At 64.6% G+C, this 18,928-nt stretch carries 24 protein-coding genes; 9 read left to right on the top strand and 15 right to left on the bottom strand.

The features are described 5' to 3' along the window. Positions 1-4 precede the first annotated feature (4 nt). Positions 5-1,603 (bottom strand): helicase HerA-like domain-containing protein, encoded by a 1,599-nt coding sequence (locus tag IEX64_RS04305; protein ID WP_188818448.1) that lies wholly within the window; start codon positions 1,601-1,603, stop codon positions 5-7. 129 nt (positions 1,604-1,732) lie between these two features. On the opposite strand from IEX64_RS04305, the gene pabB reads away from it, so the two are divergent. From pabB to arfB, 4 genes are read left to right on the top strand one after another with little or no spacing between them, the layout of a single operon-like run. After that, on the top strand, positions 1,733-3,565 hold the full coding sequence (gene pabB, locus IEX64_RS04300; RefSeq protein ID WP_188818447.1) for an aminodeoxychorismate synthase component I: 1,833 nt from the start codon (positions 1,733-1,735) through the stop codon (positions 3,563-3,565). After that, positions 3,565-4,731 carry a pyridoxal phosphate-dependent aminotransferase gene (locus IEX64_RS04295; protein ID WP_188818446.1) on the top strand — a complete coding sequence of 389 codons (1,167 nt, stop codon included), beginning with the start codon at positions 3,565-3,567 and terminating at the stop codon, positions 4,729-4,731. The genes pabB and IEX64_RS04295 overlap by 1 nt, the downstream gene beginning before the upstream one ends. Further along, the gene (locus IEX64_RS04290; protein ID WP_188818445.1) at positions 4,731-5,384 is read left to right on the top strand and encodes an RluA family pseudouridine synthase; all 654 of its coding nucleotides are present in this window, start codon (positions 4,731-4,733) and stop codon (positions 5,382-5,384) included. Before IEX64_RS04295 ends, IEX64_RS04290 begins: the two co-directional genes overlap by 1 nt. Then, positions 5,381-5,797 (top strand): alternative ribosome rescue aminoacyl-tRNA hydrolase ArfB, encoded by a 417-nt coding sequence (gene arfB / locus IEX64_RS04285; RefSeq protein ID WP_188818444.1) that lies wholly within the window; start codon positions 5,381-5,383, stop codon positions 5,795-5,797. The genes IEX64_RS04290 and arfB overlap by 4 nt, the downstream gene beginning before the upstream one ends. 9 nt (positions 5,798-5,806) lie before the next feature. On the opposite strand, the gene IEX64_RS04280 is transcribed toward arfB, so the two are convergent. The 5 genes from IEX64_RS04280 to dksA all read right to left on the bottom strand — a co-directional run bounded on the left by IEX64_RS04280 (position 5,807) and on the right by dksA (position 9,126). Beyond that, complete coding sequence (locus IEX64_RS04280; protein ID WP_188818443.1) at positions 5,807-6,025, bottom strand: hypothetical protein; 219 nt, start codon at positions 6,023-6,025, stop codon at positions 5,807-5,809. 25 nt (positions 6,026-6,050) lie between these two features. Next, positions 6,051-6,422: a DUF4112 domain-containing protein gene (locus IEX64_RS04275; RefSeq protein WP_308422583.1), complete on the bottom strand. Its 372-nt coding sequence runs from the start codon at positions 6,420-6,422 to the stop codon at positions 6,051-6,053. Positions 6,423-6,516: 94 nt separating this feature from the next. Beyond that, positions 6,517-8,043, bottom strand: coding sequence for an ABC transporter substrate-binding protein (locus tag IEX64_RS04270; RefSeq protein ID WP_188818442.1), 1,527 nt, complete (start codon positions 8,041-8,043; stop codon positions 6,517-6,519). A 62-nt stretch (positions 8,044-8,105) separates the two neighbouring features. Beyond that, a complete protein-coding gene (locus IEX64_RS04265; protein ID WP_188818441.1) occupies positions 8,106-8,474 on the bottom strand; it encodes a PilZ domain-containing protein in 369 nt (122 codons plus the stop codon). A gap of 193 nt (positions 8,475-8,667) precedes the next feature. Next, a complete protein-coding gene (gene dksA / locus IEX64_RS04260) occupies positions 8,668-9,126 on the bottom strand; it encodes an RNA polymerase-binding protein DksA (RefSeq protein ID WP_188818522.1) in 459 nt (152 codons plus the stop codon). 302 nt (positions 9,127-9,428) lie between these two features. Between dksA and IEX64_RS04255 the strand changes: the two genes are divergently transcribed. Further along, positions 9,429-9,764 carry a hypothetical protein gene (locus IEX64_RS04255; protein ID WP_188818440.1) on the top strand — a complete coding sequence of 112 codons (336 nt, stop codon included), beginning with the start codon at positions 9,429-9,431 and terminating at the stop codon, positions 9,762-9,764. Between the two features lie 7 nt (positions 9,765-9,771). On the opposite strand, the gene IEX64_RS04250 is transcribed toward IEX64_RS04255, so the two are convergent. Genes IEX64_RS04250 through IEX64_RS04230 form a run of 5 tightly spaced genes read right to left on the bottom strand, consistent with a single transcriptional unit; the run spans position 9,772 to position 12,990 of the window. Continuing rightward, the gene (locus IEX64_RS04250) at positions 9,772-10,914 is read right to left on the bottom strand and encodes a GNAT family N-acetyltransferase (RefSeq protein ID WP_188818439.1); all 1,143 of its coding nucleotides are present in this window, start codon (positions 10,912-10,914) and stop codon (positions 9,772-9,774) included. Next, a complete protein-coding gene (locus tag IEX64_RS04245) occupies positions 10,911-11,708 on the bottom strand; it encodes a glycerophosphodiester phosphodiesterase family protein (protein ID WP_188818438.1) in 798 nt (265 codons plus the stop codon). Before IEX64_RS04245 ends, IEX64_RS04250 begins: the two co-directional genes overlap by 4 nt. Then, a complete protein-coding gene (locus tag IEX64_RS04240) occupies positions 11,680-12,144 on the bottom strand; it encodes a RidA family protein (RefSeq protein WP_188818437.1) in 465 nt (154 codons plus the stop codon). The genes IEX64_RS04245 and IEX64_RS04240 overlap by 29 nt, the downstream gene beginning before the upstream one ends. Further along, on the bottom strand, positions 12,137-12,784 hold the full coding sequence (locus tag IEX64_RS04235) for an HAD family hydrolase (protein ID WP_188818436.1): 648 nt from the start codon (positions 12,782-12,784) through the stop codon (positions 12,137-12,139). The genes IEX64_RS04240 and IEX64_RS04235 overlap by 8 nt, the downstream gene beginning before the upstream one ends. After that, entirely contained in the window at positions 12,781-12,990 is a 210-nt protein-coding gene (locus IEX64_RS04230) for a DUF3572 family protein (RefSeq protein ID WP_373290126.1), read from the bottom strand. Before IEX64_RS04230 ends, IEX64_RS04235 begins: the two co-directional genes overlap by 4 nt. A gap of 140 nt (positions 12,991-13,130) precedes the next feature. Between IEX64_RS04230 and IEX64_RS04225 the strand changes: the two genes are divergently transcribed. From IEX64_RS04225 to spt, 3 genes are all read left to right on the top strand, one after another. After that, complete coding sequence (locus IEX64_RS04225) at positions 13,131-13,493, top strand: response regulator (RefSeq protein WP_188818435.1); 363 nt, start codon at positions 13,131-13,133, stop codon at positions 13,491-13,493. Between the two features lie 101 nt (positions 13,494-13,594). After that, positions 13,595-13,834: an acyl carrier protein gene (locus tag IEX64_RS04220; RefSeq protein ID WP_188818434.1), complete on the top strand. Its 240-nt coding sequence runs from the start codon at positions 13,595-13,597 to the stop codon at positions 13,832-13,834. Positions 13,835-13,845: 11 nt separating this feature from the next. Continuing rightward, a complete protein-coding gene (spt, locus tag IEX64_RS04215; protein WP_188818433.1) occupies positions 13,846-15,084 on the top strand; it encodes a serine palmitoyltransferase in 1,239 nt (412 codons plus the stop codon). 32 nt (positions 15,085-15,116) lie between these two features. Here spt and IEX64_RS04210 read toward each other — a convergent pair whose 3' ends face one another. The 4 genes from IEX64_RS04210 to IEX64_RS04195 form a co-directional block, all read right to left on the bottom strand. Next, on the bottom strand, positions 15,117-15,422 hold the full coding sequence (locus IEX64_RS04210) for an usg protein (protein ID WP_188818432.1): 306 nt from the start codon (positions 15,420-15,422) through the stop codon (positions 15,117-15,119). A gap of 168 nt (positions 15,423-15,590) precedes the next feature. Next, positions 15,591-16,124, bottom strand: a complete 534-nt coding sequence (locus tag IEX64_RS04205; RefSeq protein WP_188818431.1) for a nuclear transport factor 2 family protein — start codon at positions 16,122-16,124, stop codon at positions 15,591-15,593. Positions 16,125-16,126: 2 nt separating this feature from the next. Beyond that, positions 16,127-16,993 carry an alpha/beta fold hydrolase gene (locus tag IEX64_RS04200; protein ID WP_188818430.1) on the bottom strand — a complete coding sequence of 289 codons (867 nt, stop codon included), beginning with the start codon at positions 16,991-16,993 and terminating at the stop codon, positions 16,127-16,129. Between the two features lie 163 nt (positions 16,994-17,156). Continuing rightward, positions 17,157-18,116 carry a TauD/TfdA dioxygenase family protein gene (locus tag IEX64_RS04195; protein WP_188818429.1) on the bottom strand — a complete coding sequence of 320 codons (960 nt, stop codon included), beginning with the start codon at positions 18,114-18,116 and terminating at the stop codon, positions 17,157-17,159. A gap of 88 nt (positions 18,117-18,204) precedes the next feature. On the opposite strand from IEX64_RS04195, the gene IEX64_RS04190 reads away from it, so the two are divergent. Next, positions 18,205-18,927: an IclR family transcriptional regulator gene (locus IEX64_RS04190; protein ID WP_188818428.1), complete on the top strand. Its 723-nt coding sequence runs from the start codon at positions 18,205-18,207 to the stop codon at positions 18,925-18,927. Position 18,928: the final 1 nt, after the last annotated feature.

Raw genomic sequence — 18,928 nt, 5'->3', positions numbered from 1 at the left:
CCGCCTAGCGCATCAGCCCCCCGATGAGATTGCGGGCAAAGCGGCCCAGACCGGGCACACCGATGGCCCGGCCCAGCGTATCGCCAATCGTGCCCGCGGCGGCGCTGGCGGCAGAGGCGCTCGGGTTGGCACGGCTCTTCTTGCCCTGCAGGGTCTGCGCGAGGATCGAACCGGCACTGGCTGCCGCTGCACCCGCCGCCACCTTGGCGACCTTGCCGCCCAGCCCATCCCACAGGCTGGGATGCTTGCGTTCGCGCTTGCGCACTTCCTCCTCGCCTTTCTCGGCGACTTCCTCCGCCGTGGCGGCGGCATCGGCAGCCTTGGCGGCGAGCACTTCCTCGGCGCTTTCGCGATCGACGCGGGTATCGTACTTGCCCTCGCAAGGGCTGATCGATTGCATGATCGCGCGTTCCTTGGCCGTCACCGGCCCCAGCCGCGAACGCGGCGGCGCGATCAGCGTGCGTTCGACCACACCAGGTGCGCCGTCTTCATCGAGCGTGGAGACGAGCGCCTCGCCCACCTTGAGTTCGGTGATCGCCTGTTCGACATCGAGATCGGGATTGATGCGGAACGTATCCGCCGCCGCCTTGATCGCCTTCTTGTCGCGCGGCGTGAAGGCCCGGAGTGCATGCTGCACCCGGTTGCCGAGCTGCCCGGCGACGTCCTCGGGAATATCGATGGGATTCTGCGAACAGAAATAGACGCCCACACCCTTGGACCGGATCAGACGCACGACCTGCTCCACCTTGTCCTGTAGTGCCTTGGGCGCATCGTCGAAGAGCAGGTGCGCCTCGTCGAAGAAGAACACGAGCTTGGGCTTTTCCGGATCGCCGACTTCGGGCAGCACCTCGAACAGTTCGGAGAGCAGCCAGAGGAGGAACGTGGCGTAGAGCTTGGGGCTGCGCATCAGCTTGTCGGCGGCGAGCACGTTGATGTAGCCGCGCCCCTGCTCGTCGCACTGGATGAAATCCTGAATCTCCAGCGCAGGCTCGCCGAAGAACTGCGCCGCGCCCTGGCTGTCGAGCGACAGCAGCTGGCGCTGGATCGCGCCGACGCTGGCCTTGGTGATGTTTCCGTACTTCGCCGAAAGCTCGGACGCGTTCTGTGCCGCGAAAGCCAGCATCGCCTGCAGATCTTCCAGGTCCAGCAGCAACAGGCCCTGTTCGTCGGCAAAGCGGAAGACGATGTTGAGCACGCCTTCCTGCGTATCGTTGAGGTCCATCAGCCGCGCGAGCAGCAACGGCCCCATCTCCGAGATGGTAGTGCGCACGGGATGGCCCTGTTCGCCGTAGATGTCCCAGAACACCGCAGGATTGTCCGAATAGGCGTAATCGGTGAGGCCGATCTCTCTGGCGCGTCCCTCCAGCTTGTCGGCATTCTTGAAGGTCGGGCTGCCGGCCATGGAAATGCCCGACAGATCGCCTTTCACGTCGGCGAGGAAGACCGGGACACCCGCGGCGGAGAATTGCTCGGCAATGGTCTGGAGCGTAACCGTCTTGCCGGTGCCGGTGGCGCCTGCGATCAGCCCGTGCCGGTTGGCCCTTTCGAGCAGCAGAGTCTGCTTCTCGCCATTGCCGCCCAGCCCCAGGAAAATCTCGCGCATCGCCCACCCATTGCTTTATTGTCGAAAAACCAATCACAATCGTTGATAGAGGCGCAAGGGCGCCAGTGCGAGAGTGTTTTTGCCAGCGGCATCCCGCCCGGCTAAAGGGCCTGTCCAGAGCCGATCCAAATGCCAGACCCTTTCGTCCTCCTCGATGACGCCCGCGTGCGGGGCGCGGCCGATGCCAGGCTCTTCCGGAAGCCGGCCGAGACCGTCGTCGCCATGCGGCCGGACGAGGTGCTACCTGCGCTGGAACGAATCGAACAGCTCAGGTGCGAAGGCCATCACCTTGCCGGCTACATGGCCTACGAGGCCGGACTGGCGCTCGAACCCCGGCTGGCCGCACTGCTGAACGCCGAGGCCATCGACGGACCGCTGGTCTGGTTCGGCGCCTTCCGCGATTGCAAACGCATTGCTGCCGCAGACATGCCCCGCTGGCTCGCGGCACAAGGCGGCTCGGGAACGCCGTCGATAGGCCCGCTCGAACCGCAGGTAAGCCTTGGCGAATACCAGCGCGCCTTCGCCACGCTCCATGATGCCATCGAAGCAGGCGACATCTATCAGGCCAACCTGACCTTTACGCTTGCCGGAACCTGGGCCGGAGACCCGCTCGCGCTTTACGCCGCGATCCGGCCGAGCGCAGCGGCGGGCTATGGCGGCATGGTTCACGACGGCACGCACTGGCACCTCAGCTTCTCGCCCGAACTGTTCTTCTCGCTGCGCGAACGCTCGGTGTGGGTGAAGCCGATGAAGGGCACCCGCCCGCGCGGGCGTGACGAGGCCGAGGACATGCGCTTCCGCGAAGACCTCGCCACGAGCGAGAAGGATCGCGCCGAAAACCTGATGATCCTCGATCTCATGCGCAACGATCTCTCGCGCGTGGCCGAGGCGGGCTCGGTCCGGGTCGAAAATCCCTTTGCCGTCGAAACCTATCCGACCCTCCACCAGATGGTTTCATCGGTCCATGCCGCGCTGGTCCCCGGCACAGGCGCGGTGGATGTGCTGCGCGCGCTCTTTCCCTGCGGCTCGATCACCGGCGCACCGAAGATCCGGGCGATGGAATTGATCGCCAGCGTGGAAGGCACGCCGCGCGCCAGCTACTGCGGGTCGATCGGCCATATCGAACCCTCTGGCGATGCGGCGTTTAATGTGGCAATCCGCACCCTTCGCCTCACCTCCGACAGGAACGGAGGCGGCGACAATTGTGGCGGCAGGGCAGTCCTCGGGGTGGGATCGGCCATTGTCGCGGATTCGCAAGCGCTTCCCGAGTGGCGGGAGTGTCTGATCAAAGGGGGTTTCGTGCGAGAGTCGGAAGCACGCCAATCGGGGGAGCCCGTCTCGCCCGCGCGTTTCGATCTCATCGAAACCATGCTTTTTACACCGGACGAGGGGATCGCCCTCCTCGAACTGCATCTCGAGCGGATCAAGGCCAGCGCCGCCGCGCTCGGCTTCGCGTTCGACCGCCACGCCGTACGCAACGCGATCCAGGCGCTGTGTTTCGATGCCGAGAACCCCGCGAAGCTGCGCCTCGTCGTCTCGCGCAGCGGCGCCTACGCGCTCGAACTGTCCGACCTGCCCGCCGACCTGCCCAATCCCGCGACCGTCGCCGTGCTGCGCATGCCGGTCGATACAGGCGACTGGCGCCTTGCTCACAAGACCAGCGACCGCGGCTTCTACGATGCCGGCCTTGCCGCCGCGAAAACCGCCGGAGCGCACGAGGCGCTGTTCCTGCGCGACGACGGCCTCGTGACAGAAGGCTGCTTCACCAATCTCTTCGTCGAGCGCGAAGGCAAGCTGCTGACGCCGCCTGCAAGTCTCGGCCTGCTGCCCGGCGTGCTGCGCCGTTCGCTGATAGAGGAAGGCCGCGCCATCGAAGCGGAGCTGACGCTCGAAGACCTTGCGGGCGGCTTCCTGATCGGCAATGCGCTGCGAGGCCTTCTCCCTGCCCGATTGCTGACCTGATGCACCTTTCCACTGCCCTTTCCCGCATTGCCCCTTCACAGACGACGGCAATGACCGACCGCGCCACCCAGCTTCGCGAAGAGGGGCGCGACGTCATTTCGCTTTCGGTGGGCGAGCCTGACTTCGCCACGCCCGATCATGTTGTCGCCGCGGCCAAAGCGGCGCTCGATGCCGGCCAGACGAAGTACACGCCGGTGGGCGGCACCTCGCGCCTCAAGCAGGCGGCCGCGCTGCATTTCCAGCGCGATCTCGGCATCGACGTGCCTGCCTCGCAGGTGACGGTAAGCGCGGGGGGCAAGCAGGCGATCTTTCACGCCATGCTCGCCACCGTGAGTGAAGGCGACGAAGTGATCGTCCCCGCGCCGTGGTGGGTGAGTTATCCCGAAATCATCCACTTCGCAGGCGGCAAGGTTATCCCGCTCTACACCCATGCGAAGGACAATTTTCGCTTCACCGGCGCCGACCTCGAAGCGCAGATCGGCCCACGCACGCAATGGCTGATGCTCAACAGCCCGGGCAATCCTACCGGGGCGTGCTACCCGAGAGAAATGCTGCAGGCGCTCGCTGAGGTGCTGCGCCGCCATCCGCGCGTGATGGTGCTGTCCGACGATATCTACGCGCCGATCAACTACACCGGCGCGCCGCATGCGACGCTGGCCAGCCTCTGCCCGGATCTTGCCGAGCGCATCCTGACGGTGTCGGGTGTCTCGAAGAGCCACGCCATGACCGGCTTCCGCATCGGCGTCGCCGCCGGGCCCGAATGGCTGATCAAGGCCATGGAGCGGCTGCAATCGCATTCCTCGGGCAACCCGTGCTCGATCAGCCAGGCCGCGGCTGTCGCCGCGTTCGAGGGACCGCAGGACTTCCTTGCCGACTGGTGCGAACGCTTCCGCGCGCGGCGCGACCTGGTGGTGTCGGCGATCAATGCCATCCCCGGCCTGTCGACGCCCACGCCCGACGGCGCGTTCTATTGCATGGTCGATGCCGCCCCGCTCATGGAGCGCTTCGGCGACGACAAGGCGCTGGCGTTGCACTTGCTCGAACATGGCGTGGCCATCGTTCCCGCGTCGGCCTTTGGTGGACGCGACGGATTTCGTATCAGCTTCGCCGCGGACGAGGCCACACTTGCCGACGCCTGCAGCCGTATTGCAAAGGCAGTCGCATAATGGGACCGGAAATTCTCTTCGAAGACGGCGAGGCGCTCGTCATCGACAAGCCGGGTGGCCTGCCGATCGACCGGCCGCGTGCAGGCGGGCCGTGCCTGGAAGACAGCATCGACGATCTCAAGCTCGGCTTCCAGCGCGCGCCGGTGCCGGTCCATCGGCTGGACCGCGACACCTCCGGCTGCCTGCTGCTGGCGCGCAATCCGAAGGCGCTCAAGCGCTTTTCCGCCGCCTTCGAGGAACGGCTGGTCGAAAAGCGCTATCTGGGCATCGTGGCGGGGGAACTCGCGGAAGAGGAAGGCACCATCGCCCTTTCGCTCTCGAAAGTCAGCACCGCCAAGGATGGCTGGCGAATGATCCCCGCACGTAAGGGCAAGCCTGCCATCACCCACTGGCGCAAGCTCGAGACGCACGGCGGGCTGACGCTGGTGGAGTTCCGGCCCGAAACAGGCCGCACGCACCAGATCCGCGTTCACGCCGCCTCCGGCCTCGGCGTCCCGCTGCTGGGCGATCCGGTCTATGGCTCGGGCAAGGGTGCGCCGCGCACCATGCTCCATGCCGCCGGACTGACCGTGCCGCGCGGCGAAAAGGCGCCGATCGTCGCCGTCAGTCCGCTGCCCGCGGACTTTCTGGCGCTCGGCTTTTCGGATGCATGACCTCGGTTGACGACACTATCGGCCACGCGCAGGCGCTTGCCACCGAGAGCTTCATCGCCTCGGCCGGACCCGGCGGACAGAACGTCAACAAGGTGGCGACGGCGGTCCAGCTGCGGCTGAACGTCTATGCCCTGCGGCTTGCGCCGCCTGTATTCGCCCGCCTCAAGGAACTGGCCGGCTCGCGCATGACCTCTCGCGGCGAGCTGGTGCTGACGGCGCGCAAGTTCCGCACGCAGGACGCCAACCGCACCGACGCCCGCGAACGCCTCGCCGAACTGCTGGAAGAAGCCCACAAACTTCCCGAAAAGCGCGCCAAGACCCGCCTCAACCGCGTCGGCAAGACGCAGCGTCTCAAGGGCAAGAAGCTGCGCGGGCAGGTTAAGGCCGGGCGCGGCAAGGTACGGCTGGATTAAGGAAAACGGTCAGGGCCGCTCCGCCGCCTCACTGGGATCGCCCTGCGGCCATTGCGCGGTGGAGGGTTCCAGTGCTTCTGCCGGGGGCCGCCGGGCGTCGAGCATCTTTGCAGCCTGATCGAGCGCCTTGGCCTCACCGACGGTAATACCACCCGGCCCCGGGTCGTTATCAGCCTTACCGCAGGCGGCCAGGGCAAACAGGCAGACGAGGAGGCACGCGCGCTTCATGCGCAGGTCCTTACGCGCAATCCGCTCAGACGTCGATCACCCGCGTTTCGGGATGGTGCTTGTCGAGATGCTTGCGGATGATCTTCAGGTTGCGGCTGTTGGAGCGGTAGAAAAAGTCGAGGAGGTCGCCGGCCAAGGGCACCACGCCGAGCAGCGAATCGAAACCGACATTGGCGGTCATCCGGGCGAGCTGCCATTTCGGCATGCCGAGATTACGCGCTTCCCAGACGAGATAGAGGCCCATCGCCGCCGAGATCACGTCACCGGCAACGGGGACGAGGCCTACAAGCGCGTCGAGGCCAAATTGCTGGTTGGTACCGGGCAGCGTGAACGAACGCTCGAGAACGCGCTCCATCGCCTCCACACGGCGCCGGACCGAAACCGGGTCCGTGCCCATGGGCAATTCATAGCCCATGCGTCGGGCAGAATTCGGTCCTGTCTGCAATGCCTTGCCTCTCGTATCTCTACAGCGCGGGCTTTCCCGCACCCTATCATTTGGGCAGCCATGCAAGCGGCATCAAGGGGTGCCATCCCCAGGAGTTGGCGGAGAAGCCGCTTACACTGCCGCGCACGAGCGACCAGCGGATCGGCGGACCGAACGGAATATAGACATTGGCAGAGGTCAGTTCCGCCTCGGCTTCTGTCAGCAAAGCGGCGCGATCGATGGGTGTGGTTGCCTTGCCCGCTTCGCCCACCCGCGCATCGGCGTCCTTCGAGCACAGTCCGCGCCGGGCCGTGCAGGACAGACGGTTGAGGAACCACGCCGCGCGCGGATAGCGGGCGACGTCGTCGACCAGAACGAGGTCCGCCCTGTTTTCGCTTTTTGCCGGTTGCAGGCCCACGCCGATCTGGGAAAAGTCCGCAGAGAGCTTCTCCAGCAGAACATCCGAGCCCTCGCCCGCCGGCAGCCAGACGCGCAGCTTCACCGAGGTATCGCGTGTGCTGCCTTCTCCGGCGCCCGCGTTCGCCTTTTCGGCGGTTTCTCCATTTCCGGAAGCCCAAGCGCGTACGCGCGACGCGGCAATCTGCCTGCGCTCGTCCATCGACTGGCCCGTCCAGCGCTCACCGATCGTGCCGAGATCGCCGTCGAGACTGGGCGTGACGATCCGGGTCGTGGGAGACCACCCGCCTAGCCCGAAAGGCGCGATCAGGGCGTCGCGGTCGATCGCCATGGCCAGGGCCTCGCGATTGGCGGGGTCCGACAGGAACCCCCGGTCGTTCATGATCTGCAGACCGAACAGGCCGACGACCGGGTCAAGCTGGATCGTCCCGCGAAGGATACCAACGGAGCGGGTCAGCATGAAATCCTCGACCTGCCCGCCCAGAACGAGGTCGACCTCACCATCGTTGAACTTCTCGACCGCTTCGGGCCCATCGAGCGCGTGCAACTGGATCTGGCGGGTACGCGTTTCCCATCCCTCAACGGCAGGGAGCCCGAGATCGGAAGGCGCGATGGGCGTCAACACCGCTACGCCGCCGCTCTTTTCCATGGTCATCGGCCCGGCGCCATGCTTGCCATGGTAGAGGCCCAGTTCGGGCTGCGCGAGCAATTGCAGCAGATAGGGCATGGGCCGCTCCAGGCGAATCTCGATGACGCGCCCGGCCATGACCCGGACTTCATCGATTCCCGACAGGTCACTGCCCAGCCCGGTGCCCTTGAGCGCGGCCAGGGCGCGCCGGAGCGCCTCCCTTGCCGAATCGGCGGTAATCGGGTCTCCGTTCTTCCAGTCCCCGTCGCGCAGGCGGAAGATGTAGCTTTGCCCGTCGTCGGTCACGATCCAGCGATCCGCGAGCGCAGGAATCACGCGGCCCTGCGCATCGAAGGCGACCAGCCCTTCCACGGTCGCGGCACGAACCAGCTGACCGCCCACGGCAAGCCTGATGCCGCTGGCAAAGGGATCGTCAGAAGAGCCGATTACGGCGACGCCGAGAGCGGAATTGTCGACCGAACCGCACGAGACAAGGGGGAGCGCAGCCAGTGCGGCCAGAACCTGAAAGGCTTTGCGCTTCGCGAACATGAAAACCGCCTAGCCCATTCCCGCAGCGCCGCAAATGCGTGCCGCCAAAATTTCCGGCGACGTCAGATCTTGCGGAGTTTTTCCGGACTGCCGGCAAGATGCGCGGCATGGTTACGCACAAAGCGGGGAGCCGGGTCCTCGCCCACGCCAACCGGCGCACGGGCCAGCTTCGGGTCGATATCCTCGCGGAACGCCACGCCGAAGCGGTTGTCCTGCACCCAGGCCACCGATCCCTCGACCCAGCCGACATTGCGGATGTTCACGTCGACAACGGCACCGCGCACGACATGAACCGGGCCTTCGCCCATCATCCCGCCGGCGGACAGGTTGCGAACCTTGATACGGTACTCGCCGTCCAGCCCGTCCACGCGCAAATCCGCCATGAGAAACAGGCTGTCACGGGTAACCTGACGATTTTCGCTGTCGTTCATGAGCTCCGTCCGACGTCGAACCTGCGTTTTGATGGGTACTGTTCCTGTATGCACGCGGCCTGCCCAACGGGCATTCCGCACGCTGTTGCTTACCGTGAAGTGGCAAACAAACGTTTAACGGCGGTCTAACCGTTGCCCCGAAACGTACAGAAAAACCGCGGTCCGGCAAAGCCGGACCATCGGCCTCCCATTGTCAGTCGTCGCGGGAAATCTTTTCCCGGCGCTCGTGCGCTTCCTGCGCCTCGACCGTCATCGTCGCGATCGGTCGCGCCTCCAGCCGTCCCAAGCCGATCGGCTCGCCGGTCACTTCGCAGTAGCCATATTCGCCTTCCTCGATTCGACGCAGCGCCGAATCGATCTTGGCGATGAGCTTGCGCTGACGGTCGCGAGTACGCAGCTCGATACCCCAGTCGGTTTCGCTCGACGCACGATCGTTGAGATCGGGTTCGCGAATCGGGCCGTCCTGCAACTGCTGCAGCGTTCCTGCTGCTGCTTCCAGAATGGACCGCTTCCAGGCATGAAGCAGTTTCCGGAAATAATCCTGCTGAGCCTCGCTCATGTAAGGTTCGTTTTCAGTGGAAACATAAGCGCCGCCAATCGCGCGTTTCGCCTTGGCGAGCACATCAATATCGTCAGAAAGGGCCGTTGCCATCCAGAGAAACTCCGCACGTGTCTCCAACGGATCGCCAACGCCCTGCAGCCCCGGATTTTTTCCGGTAACCGTAAAACGATCCGTGGTTTGCGGGGGCCCTATAAGTCCGCACAATTCCGGGCACAAGCTTATACGGGCCGCCATCCACAAAAATCCTGGTCAGGGTTCCGATACGGCACGCCCGCGCGTGGTTGCGCAATTGCTCCCATACAGCGTTAACCATTTCTTGACGGGACTTGCCCCAGCGTGCCGGCATCGGAAGTTCGAATATGGGGACCGATTACACACAGGGGGTTACGGAAATGGATTCTGCTTGGAACAGGGAATATTGCATCTCACCGGCCGTTGCCGCTGATATCACCGAAGACATGCTGGTCGCCGAGAGCCTGGCTGCTGCCGCTCAGGGCGATTGCACGGCCTATTTCGATCTCGGTGTTGCCTATTCGACCGGAAGCCATGGCGCCGCCTGCGATCTGATCGAGGCCCACAAGTGGTTCAATCTCGCTGCCGTCAGCGGTCACGAAGAAGCCGCGGCCTGCCGCAGCGAAGTGGCCGACGAAATGACCGCCCGCGAGATCGCCGAAGCCCAGCGCCGCGCGCGCGAATGGCTCGCCGCATCCACCCGCAAGGCTGCCTGAACCAGCCTCAGCGTTCAGTCTTGCGAAAAGGCGAACGCTCCCCGAGCCAGATCTGGTCGCGCGCGATGCCGGCCCGCTCCTGCTCGAGATAATCGGCGACGGCCGCACGCAGGCCTTCGTGAACGATATAATGCGCCGAAACCGTGCGCACCGGCTCATAGCCGCGCGCCAGCTTGTGGCCGCCTTGAGCCCCTGCCTCAACGCGAGACAGACCCAGCGCGATCGCCGCGTCGATCGCCTGATAGTAACACAGCTCGAAGTGCAGGAACGGCTTGTCGATGCTCGCGCCCCAATAGCGGCCATAGAGCGCCTCGCTGCCGATGAAGTTGAGCGCGCCGGCAACCGGCTCGTCGTCCATGAAGGCGAGGACCAATAATATCCGCTCGCCCATGGTTTCGCCCAGCTGGGTGAAGGCCTCGCGGGTCAGGTAGGGCCTGCCCCATTTGCGCGCGCCGGTGTCCTGATAGAAGAACCAGAACGCTTCCCAGTGCTTTTCCTCGATCTCGTCTCCGCGCAGCGCCCGGATCTCGACGCCATCCTGCGCTTTCGCACGTTCCTTGCGAAGGTCTTTACGCTTGCGCGATGACAGCACCCCCAGAAAGTCGTCGAAGCTGGCATAGCCGCGATTTTCCCAGTGAAACTGGATGTCTTCGCGCAGCAGCCAGCCGGCCTGCTCGAACATGCCGATCTGGTCCGGCTCGATAAACGTCGCATGGGCGGAGGAAAGCCCGTGCTCGCGGCACAGCGTTTCCGCAGCCCGCAGCAACGGCAGCCCGAGTTCGGGATGGGGCGTCAGGATGCGCGGCCCGGTCGCGGGGGTGAAAGGCGCGGCAATCTGCAGCTTGGGGTAATAGGCTCCACCTGCCCGGTGCCAGGCATCGGCCCAGGCATGATCGAACACATATTCGCCTTGCGAATGATCCTTGAGATACGACGGCAGAGCGCCAGCCAGCTTGCCATCGGGTCCTTCGATCACGATCGGCACCGGCGTCCAGCCGCTGCGGCCGCAGACGCTGCCCGATTCTTCCATGGCGGCAAGAAAGTCGTGGCTTACGAAGGGATTGCCGCCTCCGGTCAGCGCGTCCCACTCATCGGCCGGCAGCTCGCCGACCGACCCATGGATCCTCGCCGTGAATGCCTCGTCGCTCACGCCGGCCTACCTGCTCCCCGCTCGGGCGTTCCACTGCTCTCGAAGATGTCGGCGTCAGCATAGTCCTGGGCGCGCTCGCGGTGCTCGGCGCACATGATCGTCCAGGTTACGATCGGAAGTCCACGCCGGCGTTGGGCGGCGGCAAAACGGCTGGGCAAATCGCGCACGTCGTAAGCCAGGAAATCCGGCCGGGCATGCCACAGGGCAAGGCGCCGCCTGATCTTTCCAGGCAAGGCGCGGTCATCGCCTTCGGTGATGGAAAGCCCGCGCACCGTGAAGGGCGAGTGCTTCCAGAACCAGCGCGAGACGCGCGGATCGAAGCTCATCACCGCATGCGGCCCGGTATAGCCCTCAAGCATGCGGCGCACGGCCAGGCACAGCGCCGAGATGCGCGCATGGCGGTCTGACTTGATCTCGATGAGCACGGGAACGCGGCCGGCAACCTCCTGGAGCACCTGCCGCAGGGTCGGAATAGTCTGGGCACTTCCAGCCAGGGTGATCGCGCCGAGCTGCGCCGCATTGCGCCGCGAAAGCGGGCCGGTCTCGGCGGTCATCCGATCCAGCGTAGCATCGTGGAAGACGACCGGCGTTCCATCGTTCGCCCGCTGCACATCGAGTTCGATGCCGTAGCCCGACAAGGCCGCCTTGGCGAAAGCCGAGCTGGAATTTTCCGGCACGCCCCCGTCGTGCAGCCCGCGATGGGCATAGTGGTATTCGCCCAGCCACCCGACCTTGCGCGGTGCGGGTGGTGGCGAAAGCCAGCGATCAAGCAGGGCGAACGGCAACGATAGCATCCACTTCGACCGCGGCGCCCAGCGGGAGAACCGGCACGCCCACCGCACTGCGGGCATGCTTGCCGATTTCTCCGAAGACGGCGACCATCAGTTCCGAAGCGCCATTGGCGATCTTGGGCTGATCGGTGAAGTCACCGGTGGAATTCACGAAGGCGCCGAGCTTTACCACGCGCTCGACCCGATCCAGCGACCCGAGCGCCGCCTTGAGCTGGGCCAAAATCATCACGCCGCAGGCCTGCGCGGCGACCACGCCGTCCTCCAGCGAAACGCTCTCGCCGAGACGGCCGGTCACCAGCTTGCCGTCGACAAAGGGAAGCTGGCCAGAGACGTGCGCCATTCCGCCAGCGACAACCACCGGCACATAGGCTGCGACCGGAGCGGCGGGTTCGGGCAGGGTCAGGCCGAGCTTGGCAAGACGGTCTTCGATTTCACTCATTCGCTTGCAGGTCCTTTTCATCGCAAGTCAGGCTTTCGAGCAGCCAGGGCAGCGCGCTTTCCCAGTCGTCGATCCGCGCATGGGCGTGGCCGGCGGCATGAGCACAGGGAATGTGCGGCGCGATCTGCGGTTCCGCACAAAGATGCAGGCGGCGCACCTGCGGTGCAACCTCCAGCACCGATCCGTGGTGTTGCGAGAGATCGTCGACGAACACCGCGCGGCTAGGATCGTACTCGTCCAGAATGGCCTTCAGCGCCGGCCCCTTGGGTCCCTGGTTGGTAAAGACGCGCAGATCGATTCCGTGATCGGCGAGCTGGCGCGTGCGCGCTTCCTGCCGGTGATCCATCAGATTGGTGAGCACGACGACATCGGCATGCTCGCGAATCGTGGCAATGGCGTCCGCTGCGCCTTCGACAAGCGTCTGGCGATCCATCTCGCTGTCGAAGAACCGGCCCAGCAGGCCCCACATCTCGTCCTGGGCCAACGGCTCGCCCGTGTCGATCCGGCGCATCGCCTTGTAGAACTCGCCGCGGCCGAAATCGAACGCGATTCCCTCGTCTTCGGCGAGCCAGTCCCTGAAGTGCGAGATCATGTAGAGCAACACTTCGTCGCAATCGGTGATCAGCAGCGGCCGGCTCATGCGCCCAGCCTTTCGCGCGCACCGGCCAGCACCGCCGGTTCCACACCCAGCGCCTCGGACGCCGCCAGCAGATCGGGTTCGTGCGCCCGCAGGAAATCCAGCACTGCTCCCAGCGTCGCGGGGCTATCGAGCGAAGCACGCAGATCCTCCGGCGTCAGCCCCGTCAGCGCGAGGAAACGCGCAGCGCGGTCGCTGTCGCCCAGCACCCAGCCGAGTGCATTCAGGGCGAGGGCCTGAGGGTCCTGGCCCGGACCATTGTCCGGGGATGGCGGCTTTCTAAGAATTGTCAGTCTCGCTTGCCTGGCATAGAGCGGTTCACACCCATAACATGGTGCTCAGGCGTCGAATGGCAAAGCGAATCCTCGTTGTCGAGGACAACGACCTCAATCGAAAGCTCTTTTGCGACGTGCTCAAGAGTCAGGGCTACGTGGTGGAACCCGTGGCCGACGGCCTGGACGCGCTGGACCGGGCGCGGGAATTCGTGCCCAACCTGATCATCATGGACATCCAGCTGCCCAACGTTTCCGGGCTCGACCTCATCGAGACGGCCAAGAAGGACCCGGCCCTGCGGGCGATTCCGATGCTGGCCGTCACGGCCTATGCCGGCAAAGGGGACGAGGAACGGATCCGCGAAGCCGGGGCGGAAGGATACCTTGCCAAGCCCGTCTCGATCGGCCCTTTCATGCAGGCCGTTAAGGCGCTGATCTGATGACCCATCGGACGCCCGCGCTTGACATGATACACTTACGCCGCTTTTGCGCCGCATTTCCCGGCGAGAGAACCGGCCGGACCTATCGGAGTTAAGATACCATGGATCGCGAAGAGACTTCGGCACGGATCGCCGCGCTGATCGAACCCTTCAACAAGAAGGACGTGGCGATCACAAACGAGACCCGCTTCACCGACGATCTGGAATTCGACAGCCTGACCGTCATGGATTTCGTGGCTGCCATCGAGGATGAATTCGACATCATCATCTCGATGAACCAGCAAGCCGAAATCGAAACCTACGGCCAGCTCGTCGATGCCGTGGTGAAGCTGCAGGGCTGAAGGACACGCCCATGACCGACATGCTCAGCGAAAACGAGACGGCCGCGCACGTGGACCTGTTCAGCAAATTCGATCCGCTGATCGAGATGCGCCGCAACCTGCTCTCCACCGGCCAGGAAGACCCCTTCGGGCTGGTGATGGAGCGCGTAGTGTCGCCCACCGTTGCCGTGTGCAATGGCCGCGAAACGATCCTGCTGGGCACCTACAACTACATGGGCATGACCTTCGATCCGGATGTGATCGCCGCAGGCAAGCAGGCGCTCGACGATTTCGGATCGGGCACCACCGGCAGCCGCGTGCTCAACGGCACCTACGCCGGGCACAAGGCGGTCGAACAGGCGCTATGCGACTTCTATGGCATGGACCATGCCATGGTGTTCTCGACCGGTTATCAGGCCAACCTCGGGATCATCTCCACGATCGCCGGCAAGGGCGACTACATCGTCCTCGACATCGACAGCCACGCCTCGATCTGGGACGGCTGCAAGATGGGCGACGCCGAAGTGGTGCCCTTCAAGCACAACGACATCGAAGCGATGGAAAAGCGCCTGCGCCGCATTCCGGAGGGCGCGGGCAAGCTGGTGATCCTTGAAGGCGTCTACTCGATGCTGGGCGACATCGCCCCGCTCAAGGAGATGATCGCGGTCGCCAAGAAGTACGGCGCGATGGTGCTCGTCGACGAAGCGCACTCGATGGGCTTCATCGGCCCCAATGGCCGCGGTGTGGCCGAGGATCAGGACTGCCTCGACGACGTCGACTTCGTCATCGGCACGTTCTCGAAGTCGGTCGGCACCGTCGGCGGCTTCTGCGTTTCGAACCATCCCAAGTTCGAGATCATGCGGCTGGTCTGTCGCCCCTATGTCTTCACCGCCAGCCTGCCGCCGAGCGTCGTCGCGACCGCGACCACCTCGATCCGCAAGCTGATGCACGCCGGCGACAAGCGCGCGCACCTCTGGGAAAACTCCAAGACGCTGCACAAGGGCCTCAAGGACGCCGGCTTCCAGATCGGTACCGACGAACCGCAGAGCGCGATCATCGCGGTGATCATGCCCGACCTCGAAAAGGGTGCGGCCATGTGGGAAGCGCTGCTGCACGAAGGCCTTTACGTAAACCTTGCGCGCCCCCCGGCAACGCCTGCCAACATGACGCTGCTGCGCTGCTCGCTTTGCGCCGAACATTCGGCCGAGCAGGTGCAACAGATCATCGGCATGTTCACCCGGGCCGGCAAGGCAGTGGGTATTCTCGGCTGAGCCCCTGCCCCTGCTTGCCGGCGCACAAGTTTTCAGTGGATCGAGATGATCCCGTCCACTGCCTGCCATTCCTGCGGACCGATCAGCCGCTTGTGCGCGACGCGGACCGAGTGCAGCGGCCCCTCGATCTCGCGGGTCCAGTAGTCGAGGAACTTCTTGAGGACGGGAAACGTCGGGGCTTCGTCGTATTGCTGGAAAGCGAATAGCTGCAGGAGCCTGGGATGGTCCGGGAGGAAATAATGAACCTCTACGGTCGTAAAGCCGTAGCCTTCCATCTGCCTGATGAAATCAGGCGATGCGCCAAATCGGGGTGATGCTCCATCCAGTAGACCAGCCATAGACCTCCTTCCGGCACCGCACGCATATTGCGGTGCAGCATTGGGAGAATGGCACAGGTCTGCCTGCAGTCAAGTGTGCGGCGACACAGGGAAAATGCGGAGTTGGGCTTTAGAAAATCCGCACCCAGGCGATCCGTTCGTGTCGAGCGGGGATCACAACGCAATGCCCTACTTGGGCTGGCGCGGCTTCGGCGGCCGATGGTAGCTCACATCGTTGCGGTCACGCGTCGCCTGACAGGGCTCCTCCGCCGTGTAAGCGGTCATCGGCGAAGGCGCCATCGCAGCCTTCGGGACGTCATACGTACCCTCGACGATGGTGACGCGATTGGCGATGCGCCATTCGCCGTTGCGCTTCTGGAAGTGATCGATGTAGCGGCCGGTCGACATGAAGTTCGGCCCCTCGGCCGTCACGCTCGAGAAGTGATAGTAGGTCTCGCAGAACGCCTCGTCCCCCTGCAGATCGCAGAAGTGGTTCATCACCGCGTGCTGGGTCGATTCAAACGCGAGAGTCGTGCCGTCCGCCCAGGGAATGAAATCGTCGGGAGTGCCGACGAAGTGGCCGTGGTCCTCGATCGCGTCATCCCAGTAGCACGAACGGGCCAGCGCATTGTCGAGCCGGTCGAGCCCGCGGGCATAGCGAAGCAGAACCTGATGGATCTCGTGACGGTCCACCATTTCGGCAAGTTTGGCGTCGAGGCTCATGGTCAGTCCTTCAGGAAATCGAGCAGCATCGGGGCCAGCAGCGGCCAGCGCTCGAACCGGCCGCGACGTTTCTCGATATCGATGGGGAAGGTCGAGACATAATTCCACTCCTGATCGCCCCATGGCGGTTCCACCATCGTCGAGTTGGGCAGCAGGCGATGGACCCATTCTGAGGTCTCGCGGGTATGCGCCATGTCGCTCTTGCCCGAACGGAAAGTCATGACCGGCATCGTCAGCTTCGCGAAGTCCGCCTCGGTCATGCCCGGCACCGGCGAATCGTCCGAATAGGCGAAGGCCTTGCCCCACTTCTGCATGGTGGCGATGTATTCGTCCGCGTCCTGCGCCAGCAGGATGTCGCGAATCTTCGGGTTGCGCGAAATCTGGTCGGCCCAACTGGGCAGTTGCGCCACGGCTTCCATGCCGCCCTTGCTCGCCGCCGCGATCTGGTCGCCGCAATAGAACCACGCAAGGCCGGCGAGCCCTACCGGCCCGCCGCTGATCCACCAGATCGCCATCTTGCGAATGTTCTCGGGCATCCGCGCCGCGGCCATCAGCGAAATGCGCGAGCCGGCCGAGCCGCCCGCCAGCGTCACGTCCCTGAGGTCCAGCGCCCGGACCAGCCCGGTCAGCGCTTCGGCGTTCATCACCGATTCGCTGGGCGCCGTGAAGGCGATGTCGGAAGCACCGCAGCCGGGGCGATCCCACAGCAGCACCCGGAAGCCCTCCTCGGCCAGCTTTTCAGCCAGATCCGGCGCGCCCGCGGTGTCGCGGGGATAGCGCCCTCCCGGCGTCAGCACCAAAGGCGCCGCGCCTTCATCGCCGACAAATTCGTAGTCGAGCGTGAGCCCGTTCACATCGATCTTCGCCATTGCCTCTCCCCACTCTCTTCGTCATCGCGAGGGCCGAAGGCCCGCGGCGATCCAGAGCGTTTTTGCCAGACGATTGCGCGCGCGGCTCTGGATTGCCGCGTCGGCTCCGTCTCCTCGCAATGACGAGTGAAGCGGAACACGCCTCGCGCAGCAACTGCCCCGGTCAAGCCATCGCGTCGGCGACGACAGCCTCACGCGGGGCTTCCTCCCAGCGGCCGTGGCCATAGTCGCCGGCGATCGTGGTGCGGTACATCAGCCGCTCTTCCTCCGGTTTGTTGCCCGAGACGCAGTGGAGCATGCGCAGGTTGTCCCAGATCGCCATGTCGTTGGGGCGCCACTTGTGATGGTAGCTGCAGCTCTCGCCCAGCCGGTTGATCTCCTGACAGACCGCTTCGAGCAGCGCATCGCCCTCCGGCGTTTCATCGCCGACAATGCCCTGTGCCATGTAGGTAGACACGTGCAGGCACTTTTCGCCGGTCGGGCGCGTCCAGACGGCCGGGTGGATCGCGCGGGACATCGTCGCGACCTGCTCCTTGAAGCTGTCGGGCATCGGCTTGGGCTCGATCATCCGGTACTGCGCCGGACGGCCGAACTTCAGCTCGTCGTACTGCGTTTCCAGCCGATAGGCGATGTCCTTGCCCTCTATCCGATCGCGCAAATCCTGCGGAAAGGCCTCGTAGAGCGCAACGCCATCGAGAAAGCCGGTAATCCCGCCCTCTTCCACCCGCTCCACCGAGCGCAGCACGCCAGCGCGGTTAAGCTCGTCGTTGTAGCAGTGGTCGAAATGCCAGGGCAGCCAGTGCGAGACCTGCTTGCCATCCACTTCGACGATCCCGCGCCCGCGCTTGCTGCGAATCTCGATCACACCGGGCAGGCGGTCGCCATCGACGCGCGAGACGCCCTTGACCGGGTGCTCCTTGAGCGGGCCGAAGCAGCTCGACAGAGCCAGCTGCATCTCGTCCGACTGCTCGACATCCTCGAACACGATCATGCCGTGCTTCACGAACAGCGCGTCGATCTCGTCGCGCAGCGCCTTGTTCTCCAGCTTTTCTCGCGTGAGGCCGCCAATGCGGACACCGAAAGGAAGCCCTTCCTGCAGCGGGCGGACGTCTTCGAGGGGCATGTGTGATCTCCCGACACAAACTGGATTGCCAGATATATTACTATGTAATACGTCTTATTGAATAGTAACATGATACTTTGGAGATCGCGTGGCCGTCAAGCGCAGCCGCAGTGCAACCCGGATGCTCTCGGTCTTCGAGAGTATCGCCCACGCCCAGCCGATCGGGGTCAGCGCTCTCGCCCGGCTGCTGGAGGCGGACAAGAGCGCGGTCCAGCGCGACCTGATGACGCTGGCCGATGCCGGATGGATCCGCCCGGCGCCGGGGCTTTCGGGCCAGTGGGAGCTGTCGCCGCACGTGCTCACCCTCGCCCGGCCGCCGCACAGCAACGAGAGCCTGCGCCTGCGCGCAGGGCCGATACTCGAACGGCTGCGCACCGAGACGGGCGAAACGGCCTATCTCGCCGTGCCCGACGGCGATCACTTCGTGGTCATGGCCGCGGCCGAGAGCCATCACCTGCTGCGCATGGTTCCGGCCATCGGCATCGTCATTCCGATGCAGGGCAGCGCAACGGCGCGCGCGGTACTGCCCTATCTGCCAAAGGATCGGCAGGCGCAGATACTGGGATCATTGCCCGATGCAGGAACCCGTGCCGAGTTCGACGCGACACGGGCGCGCGGCTATACGGTCAACGACGAAGAACTGCAGGCCGGCGCGGTTGCCATGGCCGCGGCAGTGCTGGGTCCGGACGGATTGCCGGTGGGCACGCTTGTCCTGACCGGCCCGGCCGAACGGCTGACACCCGACCGCCGCGAGGCGATGGGCGCGTTGCTGAGCGCCGGCGCCCGGCAACTTTCAACGGAAACCGGCTGAA

This window comes from Novosphingobium indicum, assembly GCF_014645195.1.
Classification (GTDB): Bacteria; Pseudomonadota; Alphaproteobacteria; order Sphingomonadales; family Sphingomonadaceae; genus Novosphingobium; species Novosphingobium indicum.
This window is presented reverse-complemented; position numbering and strand designations above follow the sequence as displayed.